At 60.1% G+C, this 23,659-nt stretch carries 19 protein-coding genes; 9 read left to right on the top strand and 10 right to left on the bottom strand.

The window, feature by feature from the left end:
• Positions 1–219 precede the first annotated feature (219 nt).
• Together ercA and ACQKPC_RS22110 are read left to right on the top strand one after the other, a co-directional pair.
• Positions 220–1,383, top strand: a complete 1,164-nt coding sequence (gene ercA, locus ACQKPC_RS22115; protein WP_427626267.1) for an alcohol dehydrogenase-like regulatory protein ErcA — start codon at positions 220–222, stop codon at positions 1,381–1,383.
• A complete protein-coding gene (locus tag ACQKPC_RS22110; RefSeq protein WP_427626266.1) occupies positions 1,367–3,052 on the top strand; it encodes a PAS domain-containing hybrid sensor histidine kinase/response regulator in 1,686 nt (561 codons plus the stop codon). The genes ercA and ACQKPC_RS22110 overlap by 17 nt, the downstream gene beginning before the upstream one ends.
• On the opposite strand, the gene ACQKPC_RS22105 is transcribed toward ACQKPC_RS22110, so the two are convergent.
• The 4 genes from ACQKPC_RS22105 to ACQKPC_RS22090 form a co-directional block, all read right to left on the bottom strand.
• Positions 3,037–3,912 carry an aldose 1-epimerase gene (locus ACQKPC_RS22105; protein ID WP_427626265.1) on the bottom strand — a complete coding sequence of 292 codons (876 nt, stop codon included), beginning with the start codon at positions 3,910–3,912 and terminating at the stop codon, positions 3,037–3,039. The genes ACQKPC_RS22110 and ACQKPC_RS22105 overlap by 16 nt on opposite strands.
• Before the next feature lie 16 nt (positions 3,913–3,928).
• Positions 3,929–4,822, bottom strand: a complete 894-nt coding sequence (locus ACQKPC_RS22100) for an SMP-30/gluconolactonase/LRE family protein (protein ID WP_427626264.1) — start codon at positions 4,820–4,822, stop codon at positions 3,929–3,931.
• A 45-nt stretch (positions 4,823–4,867) separates the two neighbouring features.
• Positions 4,868–5,680 (bottom strand): NAD-dependent epimerase/dehydratase family protein, encoded by an 813-nt coding sequence (locus ACQKPC_RS22095; protein WP_427626263.1) that lies wholly within the window; start codon positions 5,678–5,680, stop codon positions 4,868–4,870.
• Positions 5,681–6,000: 320 nt separating this feature from the next.
• On the bottom strand, positions 6,001–7,293 hold the full coding sequence (locus ACQKPC_RS22090; RefSeq protein WP_427626262.1) for an OprD family porin: 1,293 nt from the start codon (positions 7,291–7,293) through the stop codon (positions 6,001–6,003).
• A 338-nt stretch (positions 7,294–7,631) separates the two neighbouring features.
• On the opposite strand from ACQKPC_RS22090, the gene ACQKPC_RS22085 reads away from it, so the two are divergent.
• On the top strand, positions 7,632–8,252 hold the full coding sequence (locus ACQKPC_RS22085) for a TetR/AcrR family transcriptional regulator (protein ID WP_007899508.1): 621 nt from the start codon (positions 7,632–7,634) through the stop codon (positions 8,250–8,252).
• Positions 8,253–8,364: 112 nt separating this feature from the next.
• Here ACQKPC_RS22085 and preA read toward each other — a convergent pair whose 3' ends face one another.
• From preA to hydA, 3 genes are all read right to left on the bottom strand, one after another.
• On the bottom strand, positions 8,365–9,639 hold the full coding sequence (gene preA / locus ACQKPC_RS22080) for an NAD-dependent dihydropyrimidine dehydrogenase subunit PreA (RefSeq protein ID WP_427626261.1): 1,275 nt from the start codon (positions 9,637–9,639) through the stop codon (positions 8,365–8,367).
• Positions 9,640–11,007, bottom strand: a complete 1,368-nt coding sequence (locus tag ACQKPC_RS22075; protein WP_427626260.1) for an NAD(P)-dependent oxidoreductase — start codon at positions 11,005–11,007, stop codon at positions 9,640–9,642.
• Positions 11,008–11,174: 167 nt separating this feature from the next.
• Positions 11,175–12,614, bottom strand: coding sequence for a dihydropyrimidinase (gene hydA, locus ACQKPC_RS22070; RefSeq protein ID WP_427626259.1), 1,440 nt, complete (start codon positions 12,612–12,614; stop codon positions 11,175–11,177).
• A 622-nt stretch (positions 12,615–13,236) separates the two neighbouring features.
• On the opposite strand from hydA, the gene ACQKPC_RS22065 reads away from it, so the two are divergent.
• The 6 genes from ACQKPC_RS22065 (at position 13,237) to ACQKPC_RS22040 (ending at position 19,815) form a co-directional block, all read left to right on the top strand.
• The gene (locus ACQKPC_RS22065; RefSeq protein WP_427626258.1) at positions 13,237–14,721 is read left to right on the top strand and encodes an NCS1 family nucleobase:cation symporter-1; all 1,485 of its coding nucleotides are present in this window, start codon (positions 13,237–13,239) and stop codon (positions 14,719–14,721) included.
• A 167-nt stretch (positions 14,722–14,888) separates the two neighbouring features.
• Positions 14,889–16,172: a Zn-dependent hydrolase gene (locus ACQKPC_RS22060; protein WP_427626257.1), complete on the top strand. Its 1,284-nt coding sequence runs from the start codon at positions 14,889–14,891 to the stop codon at positions 16,170–16,172.
• Between the two features lie 160 nt (positions 16,173–16,332).
• Positions 16,333–16,767, top strand: a complete 435-nt coding sequence (locus ACQKPC_RS22055; protein WP_427626256.1) for a carboxymuconolactone decarboxylase family protein — start codon at positions 16,333–16,335, stop codon at positions 16,765–16,767.
• 3 nt (positions 16,768–16,770) lie between these two features.
• Positions 16,771–17,664, top strand: a complete 894-nt coding sequence (gene sigJ / locus ACQKPC_RS22050) for an RNA polymerase sigma factor SigJ (RefSeq protein WP_427626255.1) — start codon at positions 16,771–16,773, stop codon at positions 17,662–17,664.
• A gap of 212 nt (positions 17,665–17,876) precedes the next feature.
• Positions 17,877–19,373, top strand: coding sequence for a PAS domain S-box protein (locus ACQKPC_RS22045; protein ID WP_427626254.1), 1,497 nt, complete (start codon positions 17,877–17,879; stop codon positions 19,371–19,373).
• Positions 19,374–19,566: 193 nt separating this feature from the next.
• A complete protein-coding gene (locus tag ACQKPC_RS22040; RefSeq protein WP_427626253.1) occupies positions 19,567–19,815 on the top strand; it encodes a DUF1652 domain-containing protein in 249 nt (82 codons plus the stop codon).
• A 415-nt stretch (positions 19,816–20,230) separates the two neighbouring features.
• On the opposite strand, the gene ACQKPC_RS22035 is transcribed toward ACQKPC_RS22040, so the two are convergent.
• The 3 genes from ACQKPC_RS22035 to ACQKPC_RS22025 form a co-directional block, all read right to left on the bottom strand.
• Positions 20,231–21,346 (bottom strand): Gfo/Idh/MocA family protein, encoded by a 1,116-nt coding sequence (locus ACQKPC_RS22035; protein ID WP_427626252.1) that lies wholly within the window; start codon positions 21,344–21,346, stop codon positions 20,231–20,233.
• Between the two features lie 443 nt (positions 21,347–21,789).
• Entirely contained in the window at positions 21,790–22,557 is a 768-nt protein-coding gene (locus ACQKPC_RS22030; protein WP_008009686.1) for an SDR family oxidoreductase, read from the bottom strand.
• A 24-nt stretch (positions 22,558–22,581) separates the two neighbouring features.
• Positions 22,582–23,649 carry a phosphotransferase family protein gene (locus ACQKPC_RS22025; RefSeq protein ID WP_427626251.1) on the bottom strand — a complete coding sequence of 356 codons (1,068 nt, stop codon included), beginning with the start codon at positions 23,647–23,649 and terminating at the stop codon, positions 22,582–22,584.
• Between the last annotated feature and the right edge of the window lie 10 nt (positions 23,650–23,659).

Raw genomic sequence — 23,659 nt, 5'->3', positions numbered from 1 at the left:
GCTTGCACGGGTCGTATTTGCACTGCTGAAAGGGCAGAGTGAATACCAAGCGAAAACGGGTTGAGGGCTTCCCCTCAACCATAGAATCTCCCACAGTTGATCTCCAGTGGATACAAATCCGAGTACACCGCGGCTCGCTATCCATTGGTCTGATTGCATTCGCAGCCGGATGCTTTAGTGTGGTCTTTACCTTTCAAAACAATAAAAACAGGCTTTCCAATGAGCCAGAATCTCAGCCAGCTGCGTAAATTCGTTTCGCCTGAAATCATCTTCGGTGCCGGCTGTCGGCATAACGTCGGCAACTATGCCAAGACCTTCGGCGCCCGCAAGGTGCTGGTGGTCAGCGACCCCGGGGTGATTGCCGCCGGTTGGGTCGCCGATGTCGAGGCCAGTCTGCAAGCCCAGGGCATTGATTTCTTTTTGTATAGCAACGTTTCGCCCAACCCGCGGATCGAAGAAGTCATGCTCGGCGCCGAGTTGTACCGGGAGAATCACTGCGATGTGATCGTGGCGATCGGTGGCGGCAGCCCGATGGACTGCGGCAAGGGCATCGGCATTGTCGTCGCCCACGGGCGCAACATCCTCGAATTCGAGGGCGTGGACATGTTGCGCATGCCCAGCCCGCCGCTGATCCTGATCCCGACCACCGCCGGCACGTCGGCCGATGTGTCGCAGTTCGTGATCATCTCCAATCAGCAAGAACGCATGAAATTCTCCATCGTCAGCAAGGCCGCAGTGCCGGACGTGTCGCTGATCGACCCGGAAACCACCCTGAGCATGGACCCGTTCCTGTCGGCCTGTACCGGCATCGACGCGTTGGTCCATGCCATTGAAGCCTTTGTCTCCACCGGTCACGGGCCGCTCACCGACCCTCATGCGCTGGAGGCGATGCGGCTGATCAACGGCAATCTGGTGCAAATGATCGCCAACCCCAGCGACATCGCCCTGCGCGAGAAAATCATGCTCGGCAGCATGCAGGCCGGTCTGGCGTTCTCCAACGCGATCCTTGGCGCGGTGCATGCCATGTCCCACAGCCTCGGTGGCTTTCTCGATCTGCCTCATGGTTTGTGCAATGCGGTGTTGGTGGAACACGTGGTGGCGTTCAACTACAGCTCGGCGCCGGAGCGCTTCAAGGTGATCGCCGAGACCTTCGGTATTGATTGCCGTGGCCTCAATCACCGGCAGATTTGCGGGCGTCTGGTCGAACACCTGATCGCCCTCAAACACGCCATCGGCTTCCACGAAACCCTGGGCCTGCACGGGGTGAGTACCGCGGACATTCCGTTCCTGTCGCAACACGCCATGCATGACCCGTGCATCCTTACCAACCCGCGCGAATCCAGTCAGCGCGACGTCGAGGTCGTCTATGGCGAAGCCCTCTGACGAGCAACAACGGGCGCTGGCCGGGTTACTCGGCTTAGGCAACCACTCGGCGCGCAAGAGTCATTACCCGGAACTGGCCGCGCGCCTGGATGAACTGGAAACCGAACGCAACCGCTACAAATGGCTGTTCGAAAATGCGGTACACGGGGTCTTCCAGGCCAGCCTGCTGGAGGGCATGCGCGCCGCCAACCCGGCGCTGGCGCGGATGCTCGGCTATCAAAACCCCCAGGAGGTGCTGTTTACCCTGACGGACCTGGCGGGCACGCTGTTCGTTGGCGGGGCGCAAGAGCTGGAAAGCATCGGCGAAATCCTCCAGCGCGAGCGCAGCCTGCTGGGCTATGAAACTCAGCTGCGGCGCAAGGACGGCAGTGTCCTCGACGTGTTGATGAACCTGCTGCTCAAACCGGATCAGGAAGGCTTGGTGGAGGGCTTTGTTGCCGACATCACCGAGCGAAAACTCGCTCAGCAGCGCCTGCAACAACTCAATGACGAACTGGAGCAGCGGGTCACCGCGCGCACCAACGAGTTGATGGACGCCGCCGAAGCCTTGCGCGATGCCCGTGACGCCGCCGAAGCCGCGAATCGCAGCAAGGACAAATACCTCGCCGCCGCCAGTCACGACTTGCTGCAACCGCTCAACGCCGCGCGTTTGCTGATCTCGACCTTGCGCGAGCGCAAATTGCCCGACGTCGAGCAGGTGCTGGTGGAGCGCACGCATCAGGCGCTGGAAGGGGCGGAAGATTTGCTCACCGATCTGCTGGATATTTCCCGGCTCGATCAGGCCGCGGTGAAGCCGGATATTGCCCTGTACCGCCTCGACGAATTGCTCGCGCCACTGGTCTCGGAGTTTCAGTCGGTGGCTGCGGCAGCCGGGTTGAACCTGCGGGTCCACATGGGCGATTACGCCATTCATACTGACTTGCGCTTGATGACGCGGATTTTGCGCAACTTCCTCAGCAATGCCTGCCGCTACACCGACGAAGGCTGCATTCTGCTGGGGGCAAGACGCCGGGGCGATGCGCTGCGTATCGAAGTCTGGGACACCGGGCGCGGAATCCCGGCGGATCGTCTTGATTCGATCTTCCTCGAGTTCAACCAACTGGACGTCGGGCGCGCCGCCGATCGCAAGGGCGTGGGCCTGGGACTGGCGATTGTCGAACGCATCGCCAAGATCCTCGACTACAGGATTCAGGTGCATTCGCGGCCGGGGCGCGGTTCGATGTTCAGCATCGAAGTGCCGATTTCCCATGAGATTCCACTGCCGATCAGTCAGGCCGCGCCGCAACCAAGTACCGGTAACCCGTTGCCGGGCCGGCGGCTGTTGGTGCTGGACAATGAGGTCAGCATTCTTGAAAGCATGAGCGCGCTGCTCGGCCAGTGGGGCTGCGAGGTGGTCACCGCCACCGACGAGGCCACCGCGCTGGTCGCATTGCAGGGACAGGCGCCGGAACTGATTCTGGCGGATTATCACCTGGATCACGGCGTGGTGGGCTGTGAAGTGGTTCGGCATTTGCGCGAGCATTTTAGCCAGGCGATTCCAGCGGTGATCATCACCGCCGATCGCACCGACCAGTGTCGGCGCTCATTGCAGCGACTCGACGCACCGCTGCTGAACAAACCGGTGAAACCCGGCAAGTTGCGCGCGGTGCTGACTCAGCTGTTGGCGTAGCGGTAGCGCAGGCTGAAACCGAGCCCGGCAGATTGCCCTTGCTCCAGCAAACGCAACCCTGGCCGACCCGGCAAGTGATGGGCGTTGACCGGATGGCTCACCGGTTCGATACAGAAAAACTCCAGGCCCACGGGGCAGTAGAGCAGGTAGTAGGCGCTACCGGTGGCTTGGCATTCCAGTTCATAACCTAAGTCGGGTTGCTGGATCAGGCAGTGGCCGTCCCATTCGCAAAAGCCGTTGTCCACCAGTGTTTTGGGTAATGCCCGGGGCTGGCTGAAGTCCCATTCCTCAGGAATCGAACTGAGTTGTGTCGGCAGTTTTGCGCTGTCGCACAACCAGACCTCTCGCGCCTGCGTCTGCAACCGAGTGCCTGCGGTGCGCGGGAAATAGGGGTGTAAACCGAGCCCATGCCAGGCGGCGTGTTCAGCCAGATGGGTGACCTGCAAATCGATGCTCAACTTGCCCTCACTCAGATGGAAACGTTGCCTTGCGCGATAAGCGAAGGGTGCGGTGCTGTCGAGTTGCAGGACGATTTCATCGCGGGTGTGCGAGACGATCTGCCACGGCTGTTGCCAGGCACTGCCATGGATCGGCAGCGGATCGGTGAGGCTGTTGGGCGTCAGCGCAAGCCAGCCATCCGGGCAGTCGAAACCGCCTTTGTCGATGCGGTTCGACCATGGCGCCAGGGGATAACAGGCGAGTTTGCCGGGCAGGCCGGTGTTCAAGGCGTGCTGGTCGCTATGGCGCAACAGCGGCTGGCCGGTGCTGCGCACAGTCCAGTTGACAATGCTCGCACCGAGTTCGGGGGCGAGGGTGAGGCGGGTGAGTTCGTCTTCGAGTTCGAGGATTGTGGGTGTCATGGCGATCTTTATTGGCTCAAAGCAATTCGTTGAACACCGGTTCCGGCAAGCCTTTGACGCCGGGGTTGAGGGCAAACACGCCGCCGGCCAGCGACTGTTCGTCATGGTCGTCAGCGGGGCGGATCGAGGTCACAAACAGGGTATCGAGCTGGCTGCCACCGAAGGCGCACATGGTCGGTTTCTTTACCGGCACGGGGAGCGAACGATCCAGTCGGCCATCGGGGGTGAAACGGTGAATCAGCCCGGCGTCGTTGGCGCAGATCCAGTAGCACCCTTCGGCATCCACTGCCGCGCCATCGGGGCGACCAAGGAAGTGATGCATGTCGACGAACAGCCGACGGTTGGATGGCGTGCCGTTGTCGATGTCGTAATCGAAGGCCCAGATCTGCTGCACGTCGGGGTGCGAATCCGAGAGGTACATGGTCTTGCCGTCCGGGCTGAAACCCAGGCCGTTGGGCACGATGAAACCGCTGAGCCGGGCGTCGAGCGGCCCGGGTTGTCCGGCGCTGTAGCGATAGAGCGTGCCGTCGGCGGCGTTGGCGCCCATGTTCAGCACCATGCTACCGGCCCAGAAACGGCCCTGACGATCACAGCGGCCATCGTTCAGGCGCATGTCGGGGCGGGCGTGATCGACGTGGGCCAGCAGTTCGCTGTCGAGGTGGCCATCGTTGTGCGGGTACAGGTGAAAGAATCCGCTTTCCATGCCGGCGACCCAGCCACCTGCGCTGTGACGAGCGATGCAGGCGAGCATTTGCGGGGCTTTCCAGGCGTGAACGTGCCCGCTGTCGTCATTCCAGCGCTGTAATCCACCGGTCGGAATATCGACCCAGTACAGGGCGTTTTCCTCGGGGACCCACACCGGGCTTTCACCGACCGCATTGCGGGCATCGACAATCAATTCGGCTTGCATGGCAACGCATTCCCTCGGCTTTGTTATGTGGGGATTGGCGAGGGCTCAGTCGCCGAACGGACCAGCCGCGACAAAGGCACCACCCTGATAAACCCGGGCCGGATCATCCTCGGCGGGCATTGGCTGGGCTTCGACTTTTTCGCGGAACACTTCGGAGGTGTCCTGTGGCGCAAAACCCAGGTGTGAGGCGAATCGGTTGTCCCACCAGACGTTCTGGTTGTCGGACATGCCGTACACCACGGTGTGGCCGACATTCGGGGTGTACAACGCGCGTTCGAGCAGTCGGGTCATGTCGTCGAAGCTCAGCCAGGTGCTCATCATTCGGCGGTTCTGTGGTTCCGGGAACGAGGAGCCGATGCGGATGCTGACGGTTTCGATGCCATAGCGATCGAAGTAGAAACTGGCCATGTCTTCGCCGTAGGACTTGGACAAGCCGTAATAGCTGTCCGGGCGGCGAGGGGAGTGGGCGTCGAGGGTTTCGTCCTGCTTGTAAAAGCCGATGACGTGGTTGGAACTGGCGAAAATCACCCGCTTCACGCCGTGGCGGCGAGCCGCTTCGTAGATATGGAACACGCCGCAGATGTTGGCGCCCAGGATATCTTCGAACGGACGCTCCACCGACACGCCGCCGAAGTGCAGGATCGCGTCCACGCCTTCGACCAGTTGATGCACCGCTTGCTTGTCGGCGAGGTCGCACGGCACGACTTCTTCGCGATCATCAATGGCTGGCGCCATGTTGGCGATGTCCGCCAGACGAAGGACGTTGGCGTAAGGTCGCAGGCGTTCGCGCAGAACTTTACCGAGGCCACCGGCGGCGCCGGTCAGGAGAAGGCGATTGAATGGGGGAGTGGTCGTCATGTAAATCCCTGAACAGTAAATTGTCGTTATTGGGTTGTTGTAGGTTGTCGTATGACTTAGTCGAAGTATTGTTAGGCTTTCCGGTGCTTGTCAACGCGACTTTGATTGAAATTGACGGAGGGTCATGTTCATTCATCCCTCATGAATGTGCCGAACCTGTGGGAGCGGGCTTGTGGCGAGGGGGCTTGCCCCCGTTGGACTGCGTAGCAGTCCCCGAGCTTCTGGTTTTGGGGCCGCTCCGCGACCCAACGGGGGCAAGCCCCCTCGCCACAAGCCCGCTCCCACATGGGATTTATGCCAACCTGCAAAAGTGCCGCGCCTTACAACAACGAAATCGGGTAACTGATAAAGATGCGGTTTTCATCAAATTCATTGGTGCTGAAATCGCGGCGGATGGTCGCGTTGCGCCATTTGACGTTCAGGCTCTTCAGCGCGCCGCTTTGCACGGTGTAGGCCAGTTCCGATTCGCGGCCCCATTCCTTGCCATCGGTGATCGCTCCGGTGTGCACGTTATCGCCGCTGATGTAGCGGTTCATCAGCGTCAGGCCGGGGATGCCGAGGGCGACGAAGTTGTAGTCGTGACGCACCTGCCAGGAGCGTTCCTTGGCGTTGTCATAGCTGGCGTTGTAGCTGTCGTTGGCCAGCGTGCCGCCGCTGGTGCCGTTGACGCGCATCCAGGCGCTGTCGCCGCTGAGTTTTTGCAGGCCGACATAGAAGGTGTTGCCGCCGTATTTGGCCGAGAGCAGGACGAACGCGGTTTTGTTATCGAGGTCGCCGGCCAGGGCGTTGCCGTCTTCCTTGCCGATGAAGTAACCGAGGTTGGCACCCAGGGTCCAGTCACCCATGAGCTGGCTATGGCTCAGGTTGAAATACTGCTGCTGATAAATGTCGCTGAGTTCCGCGTACCAGACGCCGACCTGAGTGCGCTTTTCATTGAACGCATACTCGCCGCCGCCAAAGTTGAAGCGATCGGAGGTGAACGCGCCTCTGCCGTTCATCGACATGTCTTCCATGCTCGCGTCATTGCGCGGGCTGTTGCCGCGGAACTGGCCGCCGTAGAGCGTCAGGCCGCTGAGTTCGGTGGAGGTGACCTGGCCGCCGCGAAAGGTTTGCGGCAGCGAGCGACCATCATCGGAGCGCAGGATCGGCAGCACCGGCATCCATTCCCCGACCTTCAATTCGGTTTTCGACACCTTGGCTTTCAGCGCCACACCCAGGCGTCCGAAATTGTCGGCGGGGCGGCCGTCATCATGGATCGGCAGCAATTGCGTGCCGCCCGTGCCCTTACCGCCGTCGAGTTTCTGCGAATACATACCGAGCACGTCCACGCCGAAACCGACGGGGCCTTGGGTGAACCCGGATTTGGCGTCGAGGATGAAGTTTTGCGTCCACTCTTCAGCCTTGCCTTGGGCATTGTTCGGGTTGGTGAAGTTGCGATTGATATAAGCGTTACGCAGGTTCAGCGTGGCCTTGGCGTCATCGATGAAACCTTCGGCCTGGCTGGTCATGGGCAGGACGAAGGCCAGGCTGCTGCAACCGATCAGGCTGAGGGTATGGCGACGGACGAAGGGGCGAGGGGTGTCGGCGAAGGAATGGCGGGCGAGTCTGCTCACGATAACGTTCCCTTGGTTTTTGTTATTTTTATTTTTTGTTATACGTCGTCGTACAACATTGGCGGCGATTATTTGCGAGGCTTTAAGGGGATGTCAATCACAAGTTATACGATGACTTGTCGAAGACCACCTTCAATGGGACGCGACCGGTTATGGCTGGGGATGGGTAAACGCAGACCTCTGTGGGAGCGAGACAGTTCGCGATGGCGGTCTGTCAGCCGACATCAATGTTGACTGTCACCGAGCCGCAAGACCACCGTACGAAGTTTCGTTTTCCCCTGTCGCCCCGATCCAGAGCGGATGCTAGTCTTGACCAACGCTGTTGTCAGGGAGCCCTCATGGGCAATCACAAGATCGAGATTCGTCGCAGTAACGTCGAAAAGATTCTGCTGGGGGCCGAAAAAGTCTTCGCCGAAAAAGGTTTCGGCAGCACCGCCATGGCCGACATCGCCGCCGAAGTGCAACTGCCGCGTTCCAATCTGCATTATTACTTCAGCACCAAGAGCGAGTTGTACAGCGCGGTGCTCCTGGGTTTGCTGGAGGTCTGGAAGCAGGACGCCTTGTGCTTCGAGATGTTCGATGACCCGCGAGTGGTGCTCAGCAGCTACATCCGCGCCAAGATGAACCATTCCCGCAGCCGGCCGTACGGCTCGAAAGTCTGGGCCAACGAAATCATCCACGGTGCGCCGACACTGGGTGAGAAACTCGACGCCAGCCTGTACGACTGGGCCAAGATGAAAGAAGCGAAAATTCGCCAGTGGGTGGAGGACAAACGCATCCTGCCGGTGGAGCCTTCCAGCCTGCTGTACATGATCTGGGCCTCGACCCAGCACTACGCCGACTTCGATCACCAGGTGAATATTCTTAATGATCACCAGCCGCTGTCGGACATGCAGTTCGAGCGGGCGGTGCAGACGGTGACAAGCGTGATATTGCGTGGGATTGGGTTGGAGCCGTAACCCGATCGTTCCCACGCTCTGCGTGGGAACGCCTCAATGGACGCTCTGCGTCCGCTCTTGGGACGCGGAGCGTCCCGGGCTGCATTCCCACGCGGAGCATGGGAACGATCGGTTAGACAGTGATGTGGTACGGATTCCTCGGATCATGATTCCAGTCCAGGAACGGCTTGCCGGTATCCATCGGCACCATCTCGATGCAATCCTGCACCGGACACGTGATCTGACACAGATTGCACCCCACACACTCATCATCGATCACTTCATATTTATGCGTCCCGTCCGCCTGCTTAAGGCTCGCAATCGCCTGGTGCGAGGTATCTTCGCAAGCGATGTGGCAGCGACCGCAACCGATACATGCCTCCTGATCAATCTTCGCAATCACCTGGTAGTTGATGTCCAGGTACTTCCAGTCCGTGGTATTGCCCACCGCACGCCCGGAAAATTCTGACACGCTTGCGTAGCCCTGACTGTCCATCCAGCGTGACAAACCGTCCTTCATCTCCTCGACAATCCGGAAACCATGCAGCATCGCCGCCGTGCACACCTGTACTGAGCCGCTGCCCAGGGCAATGAATTCTGCCGCATCGCGCCAACTGCCGATGCCGCCAATGCCAGAGATCGGCAAACCTTGGGTCTGTGGGTCGCGGGCGATTTCGGCGACCATGTTCAGCGCGATCGGCTTCACCGCCGAGCCGCAATAACCACCATGGGTGCTTTGGCTGCCCACGGCAGGGTTGGCGACCATGCGTTCCAGATTGACGCTGGTGATCGAGTTGATCGTGTTGATCAACGACACCGCATCGGCCCCGCCCCGGTAAGCGGCACGGGCCGCGACGCGGATGTCGGTGATGTTCGGCGTGAGCTTGACGATCACCGGCAGCGAGCAATAAGTCTTGCACCAGCGGGTGACCTGCTCGACGTATTCCGGCACTTGGCCGACCGCCGCGCCCATGCCTCGTTCCGGCATGCCGTGGGGGCAGCCGAAATTCAGCTCGATGCCATCGGCCCCGGTGGCTTCCACCAGCGGCAGGATGTTTTTCCATGACTCTTCGACGCAGGGCACCATCAGCGATACGATCAGCGCGCGATCCGGCCAGTCCTTTTTGACCTGGGTGATTTCCCGCAGGTTGATCTCCAGCGAACGGTCGGTGATCAGCTCGATGTTGTTAAAACCAAGCACCTCCCGATTAGCCCCGAAGTGTGCCGAGTAACGCGACGATACGTTGACCGCAGCCGGGTCCTCACCCAGGGTTTTCCAGACCACGCCGCCCCAGCCAGCCTCGAACGCGCGAACCACGTTGTAGGCTTTGTCGGTCGGCGGCGCGGAGGCCAGCCAGAACGGATTGGGGGCTTTGATGCCGGCGAAGACAATCGAGAGATCGGCCATTTACGCAGCCTCCACGTTGAGCATGAGTTGAGCGTTGATGGCCTCGGCGGCCAGCTTGCCGTGCTGCACGGCCTGCACGGTGAGGTCCTGATCGAGGCTGGTGCAATCGCCGCCGGCATACACGCCGGGAATGCTGGTACGCAGCTGTTCGTCGACGAGGATGCGGTCGCCCTGACGCTTGAGTTCACGGGCCAGCGGATCGGCGAGGGCGCTGTTGTCGAAGGTTTGGCCGATGGCTTTGAAGATCGCGTCGGCGGCCAGTTCAAAGGTTTCGCCGGTGGTTTGCAGACGACCTTCCACCAACCGGGTGCGGGCGAAGCGCATGCCGCGCACCTGGCCCTTATCGTCGAGCAGCACTTCTTGCGGTTGCGCCCAGGTCAGCAGCCGCACCTGATTGGCCTTGGCGATGTCCTGTTCGTGACCGGTGGCGCCCATGTCCTCGACGCCACGGCGGTACACCAGATTCACGTCGCGAGCGCCGAGACGGGCCATTTGCACGGCCATGTCGATGGCGGTGTTGCCGGCACCGAGGACAATGCAGTGCTCGGCCAGTGGCAATTGCGTCAGGTCATCGGCCTGGCGCAATTCGCGGATGTACTCGGTGGCGGCGAGCAGGCCGGGGGCATCCTCATGGGTTAGCCCCAGCTGTTTGCTGGCGGCCAGACCAAGGCCGAGGAACACCGCATCGAATTGCTGATGCAGTTCGCTGAGGGTCAGGTTGTCGCCGAGTTTCTGCCCGTGGCGAATCTCGATCCCGCCAATCCCCATCAGGAATTCAAGCTCCTTCTGCGCGTAATCGTCCACCAGTTTGTACTTGGCTATCCCGTATTCGTTGAGGCCGCCAGCCTTTTCCCGCGCCTCGAAAATCACCACGTCATGGCCGTGCATGGCGCTGCGGTGCGCACACGACAAACCCGCCGGGCCGGCACCGACCACGGCGATGCGCTTGCCGGTCGAGGCGGCACGCTGGAACGGGTGTTCGCTGAAATGGGCATTGTCCACGGCATAGCGTTGCAACAGGCCGATCAGCACCGGCGCGCATTCCTGGGCGTTGTTGCGCACGCAGGCCTGCTGGCAAAGAATCTCCGTCGGGCAGACCCGAGCGCAACTGCCGCCGAGGATATTCGCCGAGAGGATTTTCTGCGCGGCGCCCTGAACGTTCTCCTGATGGATATTGCGGATGAACGATGGAATATCGATGTCGCTCGGACAGGCATTCACACACGGCGCGTCGTAGCAATACAGGCAGCGCGAGGCTTCCAGATGGGCCTGACGGTCGTTGAGCGGTGGCGCCAGATCGGTGAACTGGCCGGCGAGGGCGACCGCGTCCTCATGGGGACGCGGGAGATGGTTCAGGGTCTTAATCACGGTGTTGGCCTCACGGTTATTTGAGGTATCGCCTCTGGTGGGCTGATCGTTCCCACGCTCTGCGTGGGAATGCCTCAGGGGACGCTCCGCGTTCCAATGGGACGCAGAGCGTCCCGGGCTGCATTCCCACGCGGAGCGTGGGAACGATCAGGTCCGGGAGTACAGGTTCAGCGTTTCACAGCAACCGGCTTATTCAACTCAGCCCGCTTGTTCAGCAAATCAAACACCGCCGGATACGCCGGCCGTTCGACATACCGACCGGCACCACGCTCGGCCCGTAAGTCACCATCGGCCCACACCACTCGGCCCTGGCTGACGGTGTGGCTCGGCACGCCGCGCACGGTCTTGCCTTCGAAGATGTTGAAGTCGACTTGCTGGTGATGGGTCTTGGCTGAAATCGTCCGCGTACCTTCCGGATCCCAGAGCACCAGATCCGCATCGGCGCCAACGCGGATTGCCCCTTTGCGCGGATAGAGGTTGAAGATCTTCGCGGTGTTGGTAGAGGTGAGGGCAACGAAGTGCTGCATCGACAAACGCCCGGTATTCACCCCTTCATCCCAGAGCACCGCCATGCGGTCTTCGATACCGGCGGTGCCGTTGGGGATTTTGCTGAAGTCGTCACGACCGGCGGCTTTTTGTTCGGCGCAGAAGCAGCAGTGGTCGGTGGCGGTGGTGTGCAGGTTGCCCGCTTGCAGGCCGTGCCAAAGCGCCTCTTGATGGCCGCGAGGACGGAAGGGCGGGCTCATCACGTAACCGGCGGCGGTCTGCCAGTCCGGGTGTTGGTAAACGCTGTCGTCCAATAGCAGATGCCCGGCCAGCACTTCGCCGTAGACCGGTTGGCCTTTGCTGCGGGCGTAGGTGATTTCGTCGAGGGCTTCCTTGGTCGAGACGTGCACCAGGTACAGCGGCGTGCCGAGGGTTTCGGCAATGCGAATCGCCCGGCTCGCAGCTTCACCTTCCACCTGCGAAGGCCGCGACAGCGGGTGCGCTTCCGGCCCGGTCATGCCCTGGGCCATCAATTTGCGTTGCAGGTGATAGACCAGCTCGCCGTTTTCCGCGTGTACGGTCGGCACGGCGCCCAGTTCCAGGCAGCGCTCGAAGCTCGCCACCAATGTGTCGTCGGCTGCCATGATCGCGTTCTTGTAGGCCATGAAATGCTTGAAGCTGTTGACCCCATGCTGGCTGACCAACTCGGCCATTTCCTCGCGGACCTGCTCGCTCCACCAGGTGATGGCGACGTGGAAACCGTAGTCCGACGCCGACTTCTCCGCCCAGCCGCGCCATTGATGAAACGCCTCCATCAACGATTGCTGCGGGTTGGGAATCACGAAGTCGATGATCGAGGTGGTGCCGCCGGCAAGCCCTGCAGCGGTGCCGCTGAAGAAGTCTTCGCTGGCCACCGTGCCCATGAAGGGCAACTGCATATGAGTGTGCGGGTCGATGCCGCCGGGCATCAGGTATTGGCCGCTGCCATCGAGCACTTCGGCATCGGTGGGGACATCGAGGTTTTCACCGATGGCTTTGATCACGCCGTCGGCGCAATAGACGTCGGCGGGATAACTTTCATCATGGGTAACAACGGTGGCGCCACGGATCAACAGAGACATTCCGAGTTCCTCGCAGGCATTGACCGACTGATGCCGGTTCTAAATGTTTTATATGAAGCAGACGCCAATCGGTGTATTCCTGTCAGCGCTGTCAAGAATAGACGCTAGCTGCAGTTTGTCGATTGAGCAAGAATATTTTTTATAAGCTTATTACTGATTTAACCGATTGATAAATAACGATAAAAACTGAAAATCACCAAAATGGTGAGGCCTCTCACCATTTTGACGCACTTGACAGGTTCGAAATATGGTCAAGATTTTCTATGTGAAATCAGCCGCTTGTGGATGGTCTATGGTTGAGGCGCAGTATTGAAAAAAAGATCGACGCACCAGATTGAGTCCTGACTGTTCGGACAACTTGCCTGACATTCGGCCTGAGTGGCATGGCAACTCACCGCGGATTCAATAGTTGGATAAATAAAGCTGATTAACATCAGTTGGTTAGCGAAATTTTATGGCACTGCCCGATGCGCTAGCGGGGCACCCGGCACGTTTATTGATGCCGCCGCTGACACCTTGGCCGGTCCATGAAAGTTGTCAGTTTCTCCGGCCATCGTCCGGCTCGCGCACCTCGCGCCAGCCTCTGATGAGCAAAAATAATCAAAAGAACAGTGGAGCGGCCATGCAACAGATCAGATCGCAAGTGACCGAGCGCGACGGCTTGTTTGAGCTCGAAGCCGGCAGCGACGTGCTTGACAGTCCCCGTTACAACCACGACATGGCACCGACCAAGGTGCGCGAACGAACCTGGAACAAATGGCACATCACTGCGCTGTGGGTCGGCATGGCGATCTGCGTGCCGACCTACACCCTTGGTGGCGTGCTCACCGCCTATTTCGGCCTGACCGTGGGCGAAGCGCTGCTGGCGATTCTGTTCGCCAACATCATCGTGCTGATCCCGCTGACCCTGAACGCCTTCCCCGGCACCAAGTACGGCATTCCGTTTCCGGTGTTGCTGCGCTCATCATTCGGCATCCTCGGTTCCAACATTCCGTGTCTGATTCGTGCCCTGGTGGCGTGCGGCTGGTTCGGCATCCAGACCATGTTCGGCGGGCTGGCCATTCACCTGTTTCTCGGTTCGGTGTTCGATGACTGGAAAGCCCTCGGCGGTACCGGCGAAGTGATCGGCTTCATGGTGTTCTGGGCCTTGAACCTGTGGGTGGTGATTCGCGGCGCGGACTCGATCAAATGGCTGGAAACCCTCTCGGCGCCGTTGTTGGTGCTGGTGGGCGTGGGGCTGCTAGTGTGGGCGATGCCGAACGTGTCGATGACCGAGCTGCTGGCGATCCCGGCCAAGCGTCCGGAAGGGGCCAGCGTGGTCAGTTACTTTGCCGCCGGGCTGACCGCCATGGTCGGTTTCTGGGCCACCTTGTCGCTGAACATTCCGGACTTCAGCCGCTATGCGAAAAGCCAGAAGGATCAGATCGTCGGGCAGATCATCGGCTTGCCCTTGACCATGTTCCTGTTCGCCTCCCTCGGCGTGGTGATGACGGCTGCTTCGGTAAAACTGGTGGGCGTCACTGTCTCTGATCCGGTCACTCTGATCGGCCATATCCAGAGCCCGGTCTGGGTCGCACTGGCCATGGCGCTGATCATCATCGCCACCTTGTCCACCAACACTGCGGCCAACATCGTGTCGCCGACCAACGATTTCCAGAACGTCGCGCCCAAGTACATCAACCGCACCACAGCGGTGATGCTCACGGGGCTGGTCGGGTTGGCGCTGATGGCCCATGAGTTGCTGAAAAAGCTCGGACTGATCGTTTCGGATTTGAGCCTGGAGATGGTGTATTCCAACTGGTTACTGGGCTATTCGAGCCTGCTGGGGCCGATCGCCGGGATCATGGTGGTGGACTATTTCCTGATCAAGAAACAGGAACTGGATTTGGCCGGACTTTACCGCGATGACGTTTATCCGGCGTGGAACTGGTTCGGCTTTATCGCGTTCGGCGTGCCGGTAGCGCTGACGCTGTTGTCGCTGGGCAGCGATGCGTTCAGCTGGTTCTACAGCTACGGCTGGTTCACTGGCTCGGCCCTTGGTGGGCTGATTTATTACGGGTTGAGTGTGATGCGGCCGAGTCCTACTGCCGTGAAATCGGCGGTGTGAGGGATGGCCCCTTCGCGAGCAAGCCCGCTCCCACATGATCGTTCCCACGCTCTGCGTGGGAATGCAGCCCGGGACGCTCCGCGTCCCAGAAGCGGACGCAGAGCGTCCATGGATGAATTCCCACGCAGAGCGTGGGAACTATCAGAAGAAGAACTGAGGAGATCACCATGAACGCTGCCATAGACGTTCTGCAGTCCACCCATCAGCACATCAACCGCGACCGTCTGTGGCAGTCGCTTATGGACCTGGCCAAACTCGGTGCCACGGTCAAGGGCGGCGTCTGCCGGCTGGCCCTGACCGACCTCGACCGCCAGGCCCGGGACATCTTCGTGAACTGGTGCGAAGAAGCCGGCTGCACCGTCAGCATCGACGCTGTCGGCAACATCTTCGCCCGCCGTCCGGGGCGCAACCCGAACCTGCCGCCGGTGATGACCGGCAGCCACATCGACACTCAACCCACCGGTGGCAAGTTCGATGGCTGCTTCGGCGTGCTGGCCGGGGTCGAAGTCTTGCGCACCCTCAATGACCTGAAGGTGGAAACCGAAGCGCCGCTGGAAGTGGTGGTCTGGACCAACGAAGAAGGCTCGCGCTTCGCCCCGTGCATGATGGGCTCCGGCGTGTTCGCGGAAAAATTCACCCTCGAAGAAACCCTGGCCAAGGTCGATGCCGAGGGCGTGACCGTTGGCGAAGCCCTGAACGCCATCGGCTATGCCGGGCCGCGCAAGGTCAGCGGCCATGCCGTCGGCGCGTATTTCGAAGCGCACATCGAGCAAGGCCCGATTCTTGAGGATGAGCGCAAGACCATCGGCGTGGTGATGGGCGCCCTCGGGCAGAAATGGTTCGACCTGAAACTGCGCGGCGTCGAAGCCCACGCCGGCCCGACGCCGATGCATCTGCGCAAGGACGCTCTGGTCGGCGCCTCGGTGATCGTCGGCGCGGTCAATCGCGCCGCCCTCGGCCATCAGCCCCATGCGTGCGGCACCGTCGGCTGCCTGCAAGCCTACCCCGGCTCGCGCAACGTGATTCCTGGCGAAGTGCGCATGACCCTGGACTTCCGTCATCTGGAGCCGGCGCGACTCGATTCAATGATCGCCGAAGTCCGTGAGGTCATCGAAACCACCTGCGAGGAACACGGCCTGACGTTCGAACTGACCCCCACCGCCGACTTCCCGCCGCTGTACTTCGACAAGGGCTGCGTCGAAGCGGTACGCGACGCCGCGCAAGGGTTGGGGCTGTCGCACATGGACATCGTCAGCGGGGCAGGGCATGACGCGATCTTCCTCGCCGAACTCGGCCCGGCGGGGATGATTTTCGTGCCTTGCGAAGGCGGTATCAGCCACAACGAAATCGAAAACGCTGCACCCGATGATTTGGCTGCCGGATGTGCGGTGTTGTTGCGGGCGATGTTGGCGGCGTCGGATGCGATTGCCAGCGGTGAATTGGCGGCTTGAAGATCAAAAGATCGCAGGCTTCGGCAGCGCCCACAGGCGCGTAGGAGCTGCCGAAGGCTGCGATCTTTTGCTTCTACGCGTTAAAAAAACGTCCCCCACGTCACAAACCCGAATCCTCAATCGTCATCCTGTTGAACCCCTCAAATAGCGGAGCAACACGATGTCGTCCAACACCCAACCGGTCAATCTGCTGCAATCCATCCCTCAGGTTTTCGAAAGCCTGACCCAGGTCCATGTCACCCTCGACAGCCATGACCTGGACCCGACCCTCAAACACCTGCTGCACCTGCGTGCCTCGCAGATTAACCAATGCGGTTTCTGCGTGAAGATGCACACTCGCGAGGCGCGCGAAGCCAATGAAACCAACGAGCGTCTGGACCGCCTGATCGTCTGGCGCCATGTCAGCGATTTCAGCGCCGCCGAACGCGCCGCCCTGGCCTGGACCGAAGCCCTGACCGTACTCGATGAAAAGACCGATTACGCCAGCCTGCGCGGCGACTTGCGCGAGCATTTCAACGATGCTCAGATCGGTGCCTTGACGGTCGAGATCGGCATGATCAACCTGTGGAACCGTTTGCAGGTGTCGAGGCACTGATCGATGAACTCCGCTGAAAACGCCGCCGCTGTATTCGAGCAGCGCCGGCCCTTTTTGCTCGGTCTGGCGTATCGCATTCTCGGCTCGCGCACCGAAGCCGAGGATGTGGTGCAAGAGTTGTTCATCAAGTGGCTGGAGGCCGACCGGGCCTCCATCGCCACGCCGGCCGCCTGGCTCACCACGGCCTGCACCCGGCACTGCATTGACCTGCTGCGCTCGGCGCACACGTCACGGGTCGACTACATCGGCACCTGGCTGCCGGAGCCGATTCACACCACCCATCAGCATTCACCCGAACACATGCATGAACTGGCCTCGTCATTGTCCACCGCGTTCCTGCTCTTGCTGGAACGGCTGACTCCCAAGGAACGCGCCGCGTACCTGCTCTACGAAATTTTCGACATGGATTACGCGCAAGTCGCCGAGGCGATCGGGGTCCAGGAAGCGGCTTGCCGCAAACTGGTGTCCCGGGCCAAGGCCGGTCTGGGTAACGGGCAAATCCGCTATCAACCGGAGCCGGCGCGTCAGGACCAATTGCTGAGCGCCTTCCACAGCGCCATCGCCAGCGGCTCAACCGCATCCCTGACCACGCTGCTGGCCGAAGACGTCGAACTCTGCGCCGACGGCGGCGGCAAGGCCTCGGCCATCCGCGAAACCTTGTCTGGCATTACCAGCGTGCTGGATTTCATTGGTCAGTCGTTGCATGTCTATTGGCATACTTGCGAATGGCTGCCCAGCGAAATCAATGGGGCACAAGGCGTGATCATCAAGGCAGATGGGGTCATTACTGCGTCGATGACGTTTGGTTTTGATGAAGCGGGGCGGGTGAGCCGGATTTTTATCATGCGCAATCCGGATAAGCTGGCGGGGCTGGATGCATCGTTGCAAGTGCAATAGTTGATCGTTCCCACGCTCTGCGTGGGAATGCAGCCCGGGACGCTCCGCGTCCCTTTCGAGAGCTGGAACGCGGAGCGTCCCTAGAGGCATTCCCACGCGGAGCGTGGGAACGATCAGCCCGGCGGATGAGTCCTCAGCACTATCCCAATCCCCCGCGGTCGTAATCTTCACAGGGCGGCGCATGAATGCGCCGCCGTACGCGTGGAGATCCAATGAGCCAGGACGTCCTGACCACCGAAACCAATCGCCGCCAGTTGCAGCAGATCATCGCCGGCCTGTCCGACGGGGTGATTCTGCTGGAACTCGACCAGACGATCCTCTGGGCCAATGACGCCGCTCTGACCATGCACGGCGTCAGTCGGATCGGTGAGCTGGGGGCCAATGCCAAGGAGTACGCGAAGCGGTTTGCCTTGCGTTATCGCAACAATCACCCGGTGGCGACGGAGAATTATCCGATCAGCCGTGTTGCCCGCGGCGAGATGTTCAACGATGTACTGGTTGAATTGACACCAGTCGAAAACGACGAGCGCACCTGGGTCCACAGCGTGCGCAGCATGGTGCTGGCCGACCACGCCGGCGAACCGGAGTCGTTGGTGCTGATCATGAATGACGTCACCGAATGGGCCAGCGCCGAGCAGCGTTTCGAAAAGACCTTCAATGCCAACCCGGCCCCGGCGGTGATCTGTCGCCTCAGCGATTTGCGTTACATCAAAGTCAACCAGGGCTTCCTGGAAATGACCGGTTATGCCCGCGATCAGGTGATCGGCGCTTCGACCTATGAGCTGGATGTGCTGGAGCGTGCTGAAAACAAGGACCTGGCCAAGCAGCGTTTGCGTGACGGGGCAACCATTCCGCAGATGCAGGCCGAACTGCAATTGCCCGACGGTGGCAGCAAACAGGTGATCGTTGCCGGGCAACCGCTGGAGCTCAACGACGAAGCTTGCATGCTGTTTTCCTTCGTCGACATGGAACTGCGGCACAAGGCTGAAATAGCCCTGCGCCAGAGTGAGGAACGGTTTGCCAAAGCCTTTCGCCTCACCCCGGTGTCGATCCTGGTGTGCAGCGCCGACGATCAAGTGGTGATGGATGTCAACGAAGCGTTTCTCGATACCCTCGCGTGCCCCAGTGAAGAGGTGCTCGGCAAGACCGTGGCGCAACTCGGTTTCATCGATGACGCAGGCGCTCGCACGCGACTGTTTGCGGCCCTGGAGAAAACCGGGAGTGTGGATCGCGTCGATGTCAGGGTGCGCCGCAAGGATGCCGGGCTGATCGATTGCGCCGTCTCGGCGGACACCGTGAACATTCAGGGTGGCACTTGCTACCTGCTGGTGTTGATGGACATTACGGAGCGCAAACGCACTGAGCTGGAACTGGTGTCAGCCATTGAAGAGGTGATGAAAGATGCCTCCTGGTTCAGCCGCACGCTGATCGAAAAACTCGCCAACGTGAAGAACGTCAATTCACCGCAGTTGCCCAATGTGTCGTTCACCGAACTGACCGCGCGAGAGCGCGATGTGCTCGGCTTGATCTGTGAAGGCCTGGCCGACAAGGAAATCGCCGCACGCCTGAAACTGGCGCCTAATACGGTGCGTAATCATGTTTCGACGGTGTATTCCAAACTCGACGTGCACAGCCGCAGCGAGGCGATTGTATGGGCTCGCGAACGGGGTCTGTTCTCCAGCGAGAGGCGGCCCAAGGGGCAACGTTAAGATGCAAATGCACTAGTTGGGATGGTGCAATTTGATGTTCTGCTCAGGGGCTGGTTTTTCTAGGCTGTGAGGGTGCGATACGTGGCTTCGAGTCGGTATCGCGTCCTTTTCGAAGCAGCTAAAGGAACAGCCACATGGGTGCGAACAGTTCAAGCGTGGAGTCGATTTCAGGTCGTCGCCAAGGTGAATCGGGATGAATCATCTGGCGCAATTGCGTATGCAACTGGAGCGGAGTTTTTCGCCGTTGGCCTGTGAGTGCGCGCTCACCGGGGATAATTCGTTGACGGTGAAGCTTTATCATCCGGCGACGGGGCAGGTGGATCTGGTGGTCAGCGGGTTGAGCATGGTGAATCTCAGGACGCCGGAGGCGTTGACGGCGTTGATTGAAGAGTTACGGTACGAGCTTGAGAGCAACACGTTGCATTGTCGCGAGACGTCCTAGGAACTGTCAGGTTTTGCCGGCGGTCGTATAAGGAATACGAGAGTATTTTTTCTGTGACCGGTCCGCGGGTACGCGGTGAGTGTGTTGGGTCGCGGAAATATGTCGATCACTTACCGCGGGTCAACCTATGAAAAGTCTTGGGAAACGCACTTTTACAACACTGTCGTTCGCACTCTGGATAGCGATTCTGGGTGGTTGTGCCAGTCCTCCACCGCCACCTCCCGCTGCGCCGCCTCCACCCCCTGTGCGCACCTGCCAAACCACTGAAAACATCGATGTACAAGGCGATGTGAGGGCTGAGGGGCAGGTGACCCGGGAAACGACGCTCACTCGTTGCGTCACTCAATAATCATCCATCGGCTCACGTTGAACCGCCAGCAGCGCTGTGCTGCTGGCGGGTATCCGCACGCGTCGCTCAGACTTCCTCAATTCTGACCCAACGCGACTCCCGCGCTGCCAACCGGATCGCCGTCGCCAGGCGTTCGACTTCCCACGCCTGTTCGAAATTCGTTCCACCCTGAGATAAGCCTGCCAGCGCCATCACCAGATCATGGACTTCCAGCGTCTTGAGTTCGTTGTATCCGAGTTGATGCCCTGCCGCTGGACTGAACGCCGCATAACCCGGCAAATTCGGCCCTGCCATCAAGCGCTGGAAACCGTCCTGACCGGCACGAAACAGACGCAGCTCATTCAAGCGTTCCTGATCGAATACCAATGTGCCTCGGGTGCCGCTGATTTCAAAACTCAGGTGATTCTTGTAGCCGTGCTTGAGCCAACTGCTGCTGAACGTGCCACGGGCGCCGTTGGCAAACCGCAACAAGGCATGGACCTGGTCATCGACGGCGATGCTGCGTTGTTCCGGACTGCCAACCGTGGCGGGACGTTGCCGGTGCACGGTCTGGGTGTCGGCGCTCACTGCATCGACATCGCCCACCAGATAACGGGCCATGGCCAACAAGTGACTGCCCAGGTCGGCCAGTGCACCACCGGCATGATCGGCCTCGCAACGCCACGACCAGGGCGACGCGGGGTCGGCCATGAAGTCTTCGCTGAATTCACCCTGGAAACTGATTATCTGACCCAAGTCGCCGTTTTCAAGCAGCTCCCGGGCCAGCCCGATGATCGGGTTGTGCTGATAGTTGTAACCGACCCGCGTCACCACGCCCGCAGCTTTAGCGGCCAGACGCATGGCGCTGGCCTGTTCGAGGTTCACCGCCAGCGGTTTTTCGCAGTACACCGGTTTACCGGCGGCGAGGGCGGCCATGGCCATGGGGTAGTGCAGATGGTTAGGGGTGGTGATGGCGATCAGGTTGACCTTGGGATCGTTGATCAGCTGTTGCCAGTCACTGTGAGCGGCATCGAAGCCCCACGCGTCGGCGCAGTGCCGGGCGCGCTGCGGATCGGCGTCGGCGAGGGCAGCCAGTTTGAGCTTCAGCGGCAATTCAAAAACGGCGCTGACGTTGCGAAAGGCCAAGGCGTGGGCGCGGCCCATGAAACCTGTGCCGATGAGTCCGATACCGAGTTCGCGCATAGCCGGGTCCTTTGGATTTTTATTTTCAGGAGGGCTATTTATGGAATAAATATTCACAATATGCAAATAGTGGAATAAATATTCTTATGCTGAATCCGATACGGCTGCGATTTGATCGTTCCTACGCTCCGCGTGGGAATGCAGCCAGGGACGCTCCGCGTCCCAAAAGAGCGGACGCAGAGCGTCCGGTGAGGCATTCCCACGCAGAGCGTGGGAACGATCAGTGGTGAGTACTGAAGCAGCCCTGAGGCTAATGCCGGTAAGTTAAGACGCAGAACCTGTGGGAACGTGGCTTGCCCGCGAAGAACGATGACGCGCAGTACCTGAAAAACCGCGGTGCATTTTTCGCGGGCAAGCCACGCTCCCACAGGATTTTCGTCGCTCAAATTTCTTAACTTACCGGCATTAGCCCTGAGGCTGCCTTTTGTATCTGGTGAGTCGAATCAGGACAAAAACCCGCCATCCACATTCAACGAAACCCCAGTCGTGTAGCTCGACGCATCACTGGCCAGGTACAACACCGCACCGGCCATTTCACTCGGGTCCGCTACGCGCTTGAGCGGAATCTGCTGCAGCGCGGTTTTCAGGATGGCGTCGTTCTTTACCAGCGCCGAAGCAAACTTGGTGTCGGTCAGACCCGGCAGCAGGGCGTTGCAACGGATGCCGAATTGCGCGCATTCCTTGGCGAAGACTTTGGTCATGTTGATCACCGCTGCCTTGGTCACTGAGTAGATGCCCTGGAAGATCCCCGGAGAAATACCATTGATCGAGGCGACGTTGATGATGCTGCCGCCGCCGTGTTCGCGCATCAGCTTGCCGGCTTCCACCGACATGAAAAAGTAGCCGCGAATGTTCACGTCGACGGTTTTCTGGAAGGCGCTGAGGTCGGTGTCCAGGACGTTGCAGAACTGCGGGTTGGTCGCCGCGTTGTTGACCAGAATGTCCAGGCGCCCGAACTGTTCGCGGATGCCGGCGAAGACTTGGGTGATCTGCTCCATCTCACCGATGTGGCAGGCGACTGCGGTGGCTTTGCCGCCAGCGGCGATGATCGCGTCGGCGACGTGCTGGCAGCCGTCGAGTTTGCGGCTCGAAACGATGACGTGGGCACCTTGCTGCGCCAGCAGTTTGGCGATGGCTTCACCAATGCCGCGGCTGGCGCCGGAGACGAAAGCGATCTTGCCGTCGAGGTCGAACAACTGAGTCTTGGACATGATTTTTCCTTGTTATGGGCGCGATCAGAGGCTGGATTTCTGGATGACTTGCAGGCTCATCTGCTCCAGCAGTTTGTTCATGTGAATGAACTGTGCGAAGCGCTTGTCCTGGGTCTGACCATGGAAGAAGCGGTAGTAGATCTGCTGCACGATGCCGGCCAGGCGGAACAGGCCGTAGGTGTAGTAGAAGTCGAAATTGTCGATCTGGATGCCGGCGCGCTCGGCGTAGTAATCGACGAACTCACGGCGGGTCAGCATGCCGGGAGCGTGGCTTGGCTGACGGCGCATCAATTGCACCGGCGCCGGGTCGTTGGCTTCGATCCAGTAGGCGAGGGTGTTGCCCAAGTCCATCAGCGGGTCGCCGAGGGTGGTCAGCTCCCAATCCAGCACACCGATGATCTGCATCGGGTTCTCGGGGTCGAGGATCACGTTGTCGAAGCGGTAGTCGTTGTGGACGATGCTCGACGTTGGGTGATCGGCCGGCATCTTGTCATTGAGCCAGGCTTTGACCGCTTCCCACTTGGGCGCGTCCGGGGTCAGGGCTTTTTCGTAGCGCTCGCTCCAGCCTTTGATTTGCCGTGCCACATAGCCTTCGGGTTTGCCGAGGTCGCCCAGGCCATAGGCCTTGTAGTCGACCCGGTGCAGTTCCACGAACTTGTCGATGAAGCTCTTGCACAGGGTTTCGGTCTTCGCTGAATCAAGCCCTAGTTCCGGTGGCAGTTCGGAGCGCAGGATGATCCCCTTGACCCGTTCCATCACATAAAACTCGGCACCGATCACTGACTCGTCGGTGCAGTGCACATAGGCTTTGGGGCAATAGGGAAAGCCGTCTCGCAGCTGATTGAGAATACGAAATTCGCGGCCCATGTCGTGGGCGGACTTGGCCTTGTGGCCGAACGGTGGCCGACGCAGGACGAATTCCTGTTCGGGGTATTCCAGCAGGTAAGTCAGGTTCGACGCACCGCCCGGAAACTGGCTGACTTTCGGCAAGCCGCTCAGGCCCGGAATGTGCGCCTTGAGGTATGGATCGATCAGGCTGGCATCGAGTTCTTCGCCGGAGCGGATACGGGTGGACTGGTCAGTAAGCGCCATGCTTATCCCT

Source organism: Pseudomonas sp. NPDC089918, from assembly GCF_050280605.1.
Lineage (GTDB): Bacteria > Pseudomonadota > Gammaproteobacteria > Pseudomonadales > Pseudomonadaceae > Aquipseudomonas.
The sequence above is the reverse complement of the archived record's forward strand: the minus strand, read 5'-3'. Positions and strand labels throughout refer to the sequence as shown.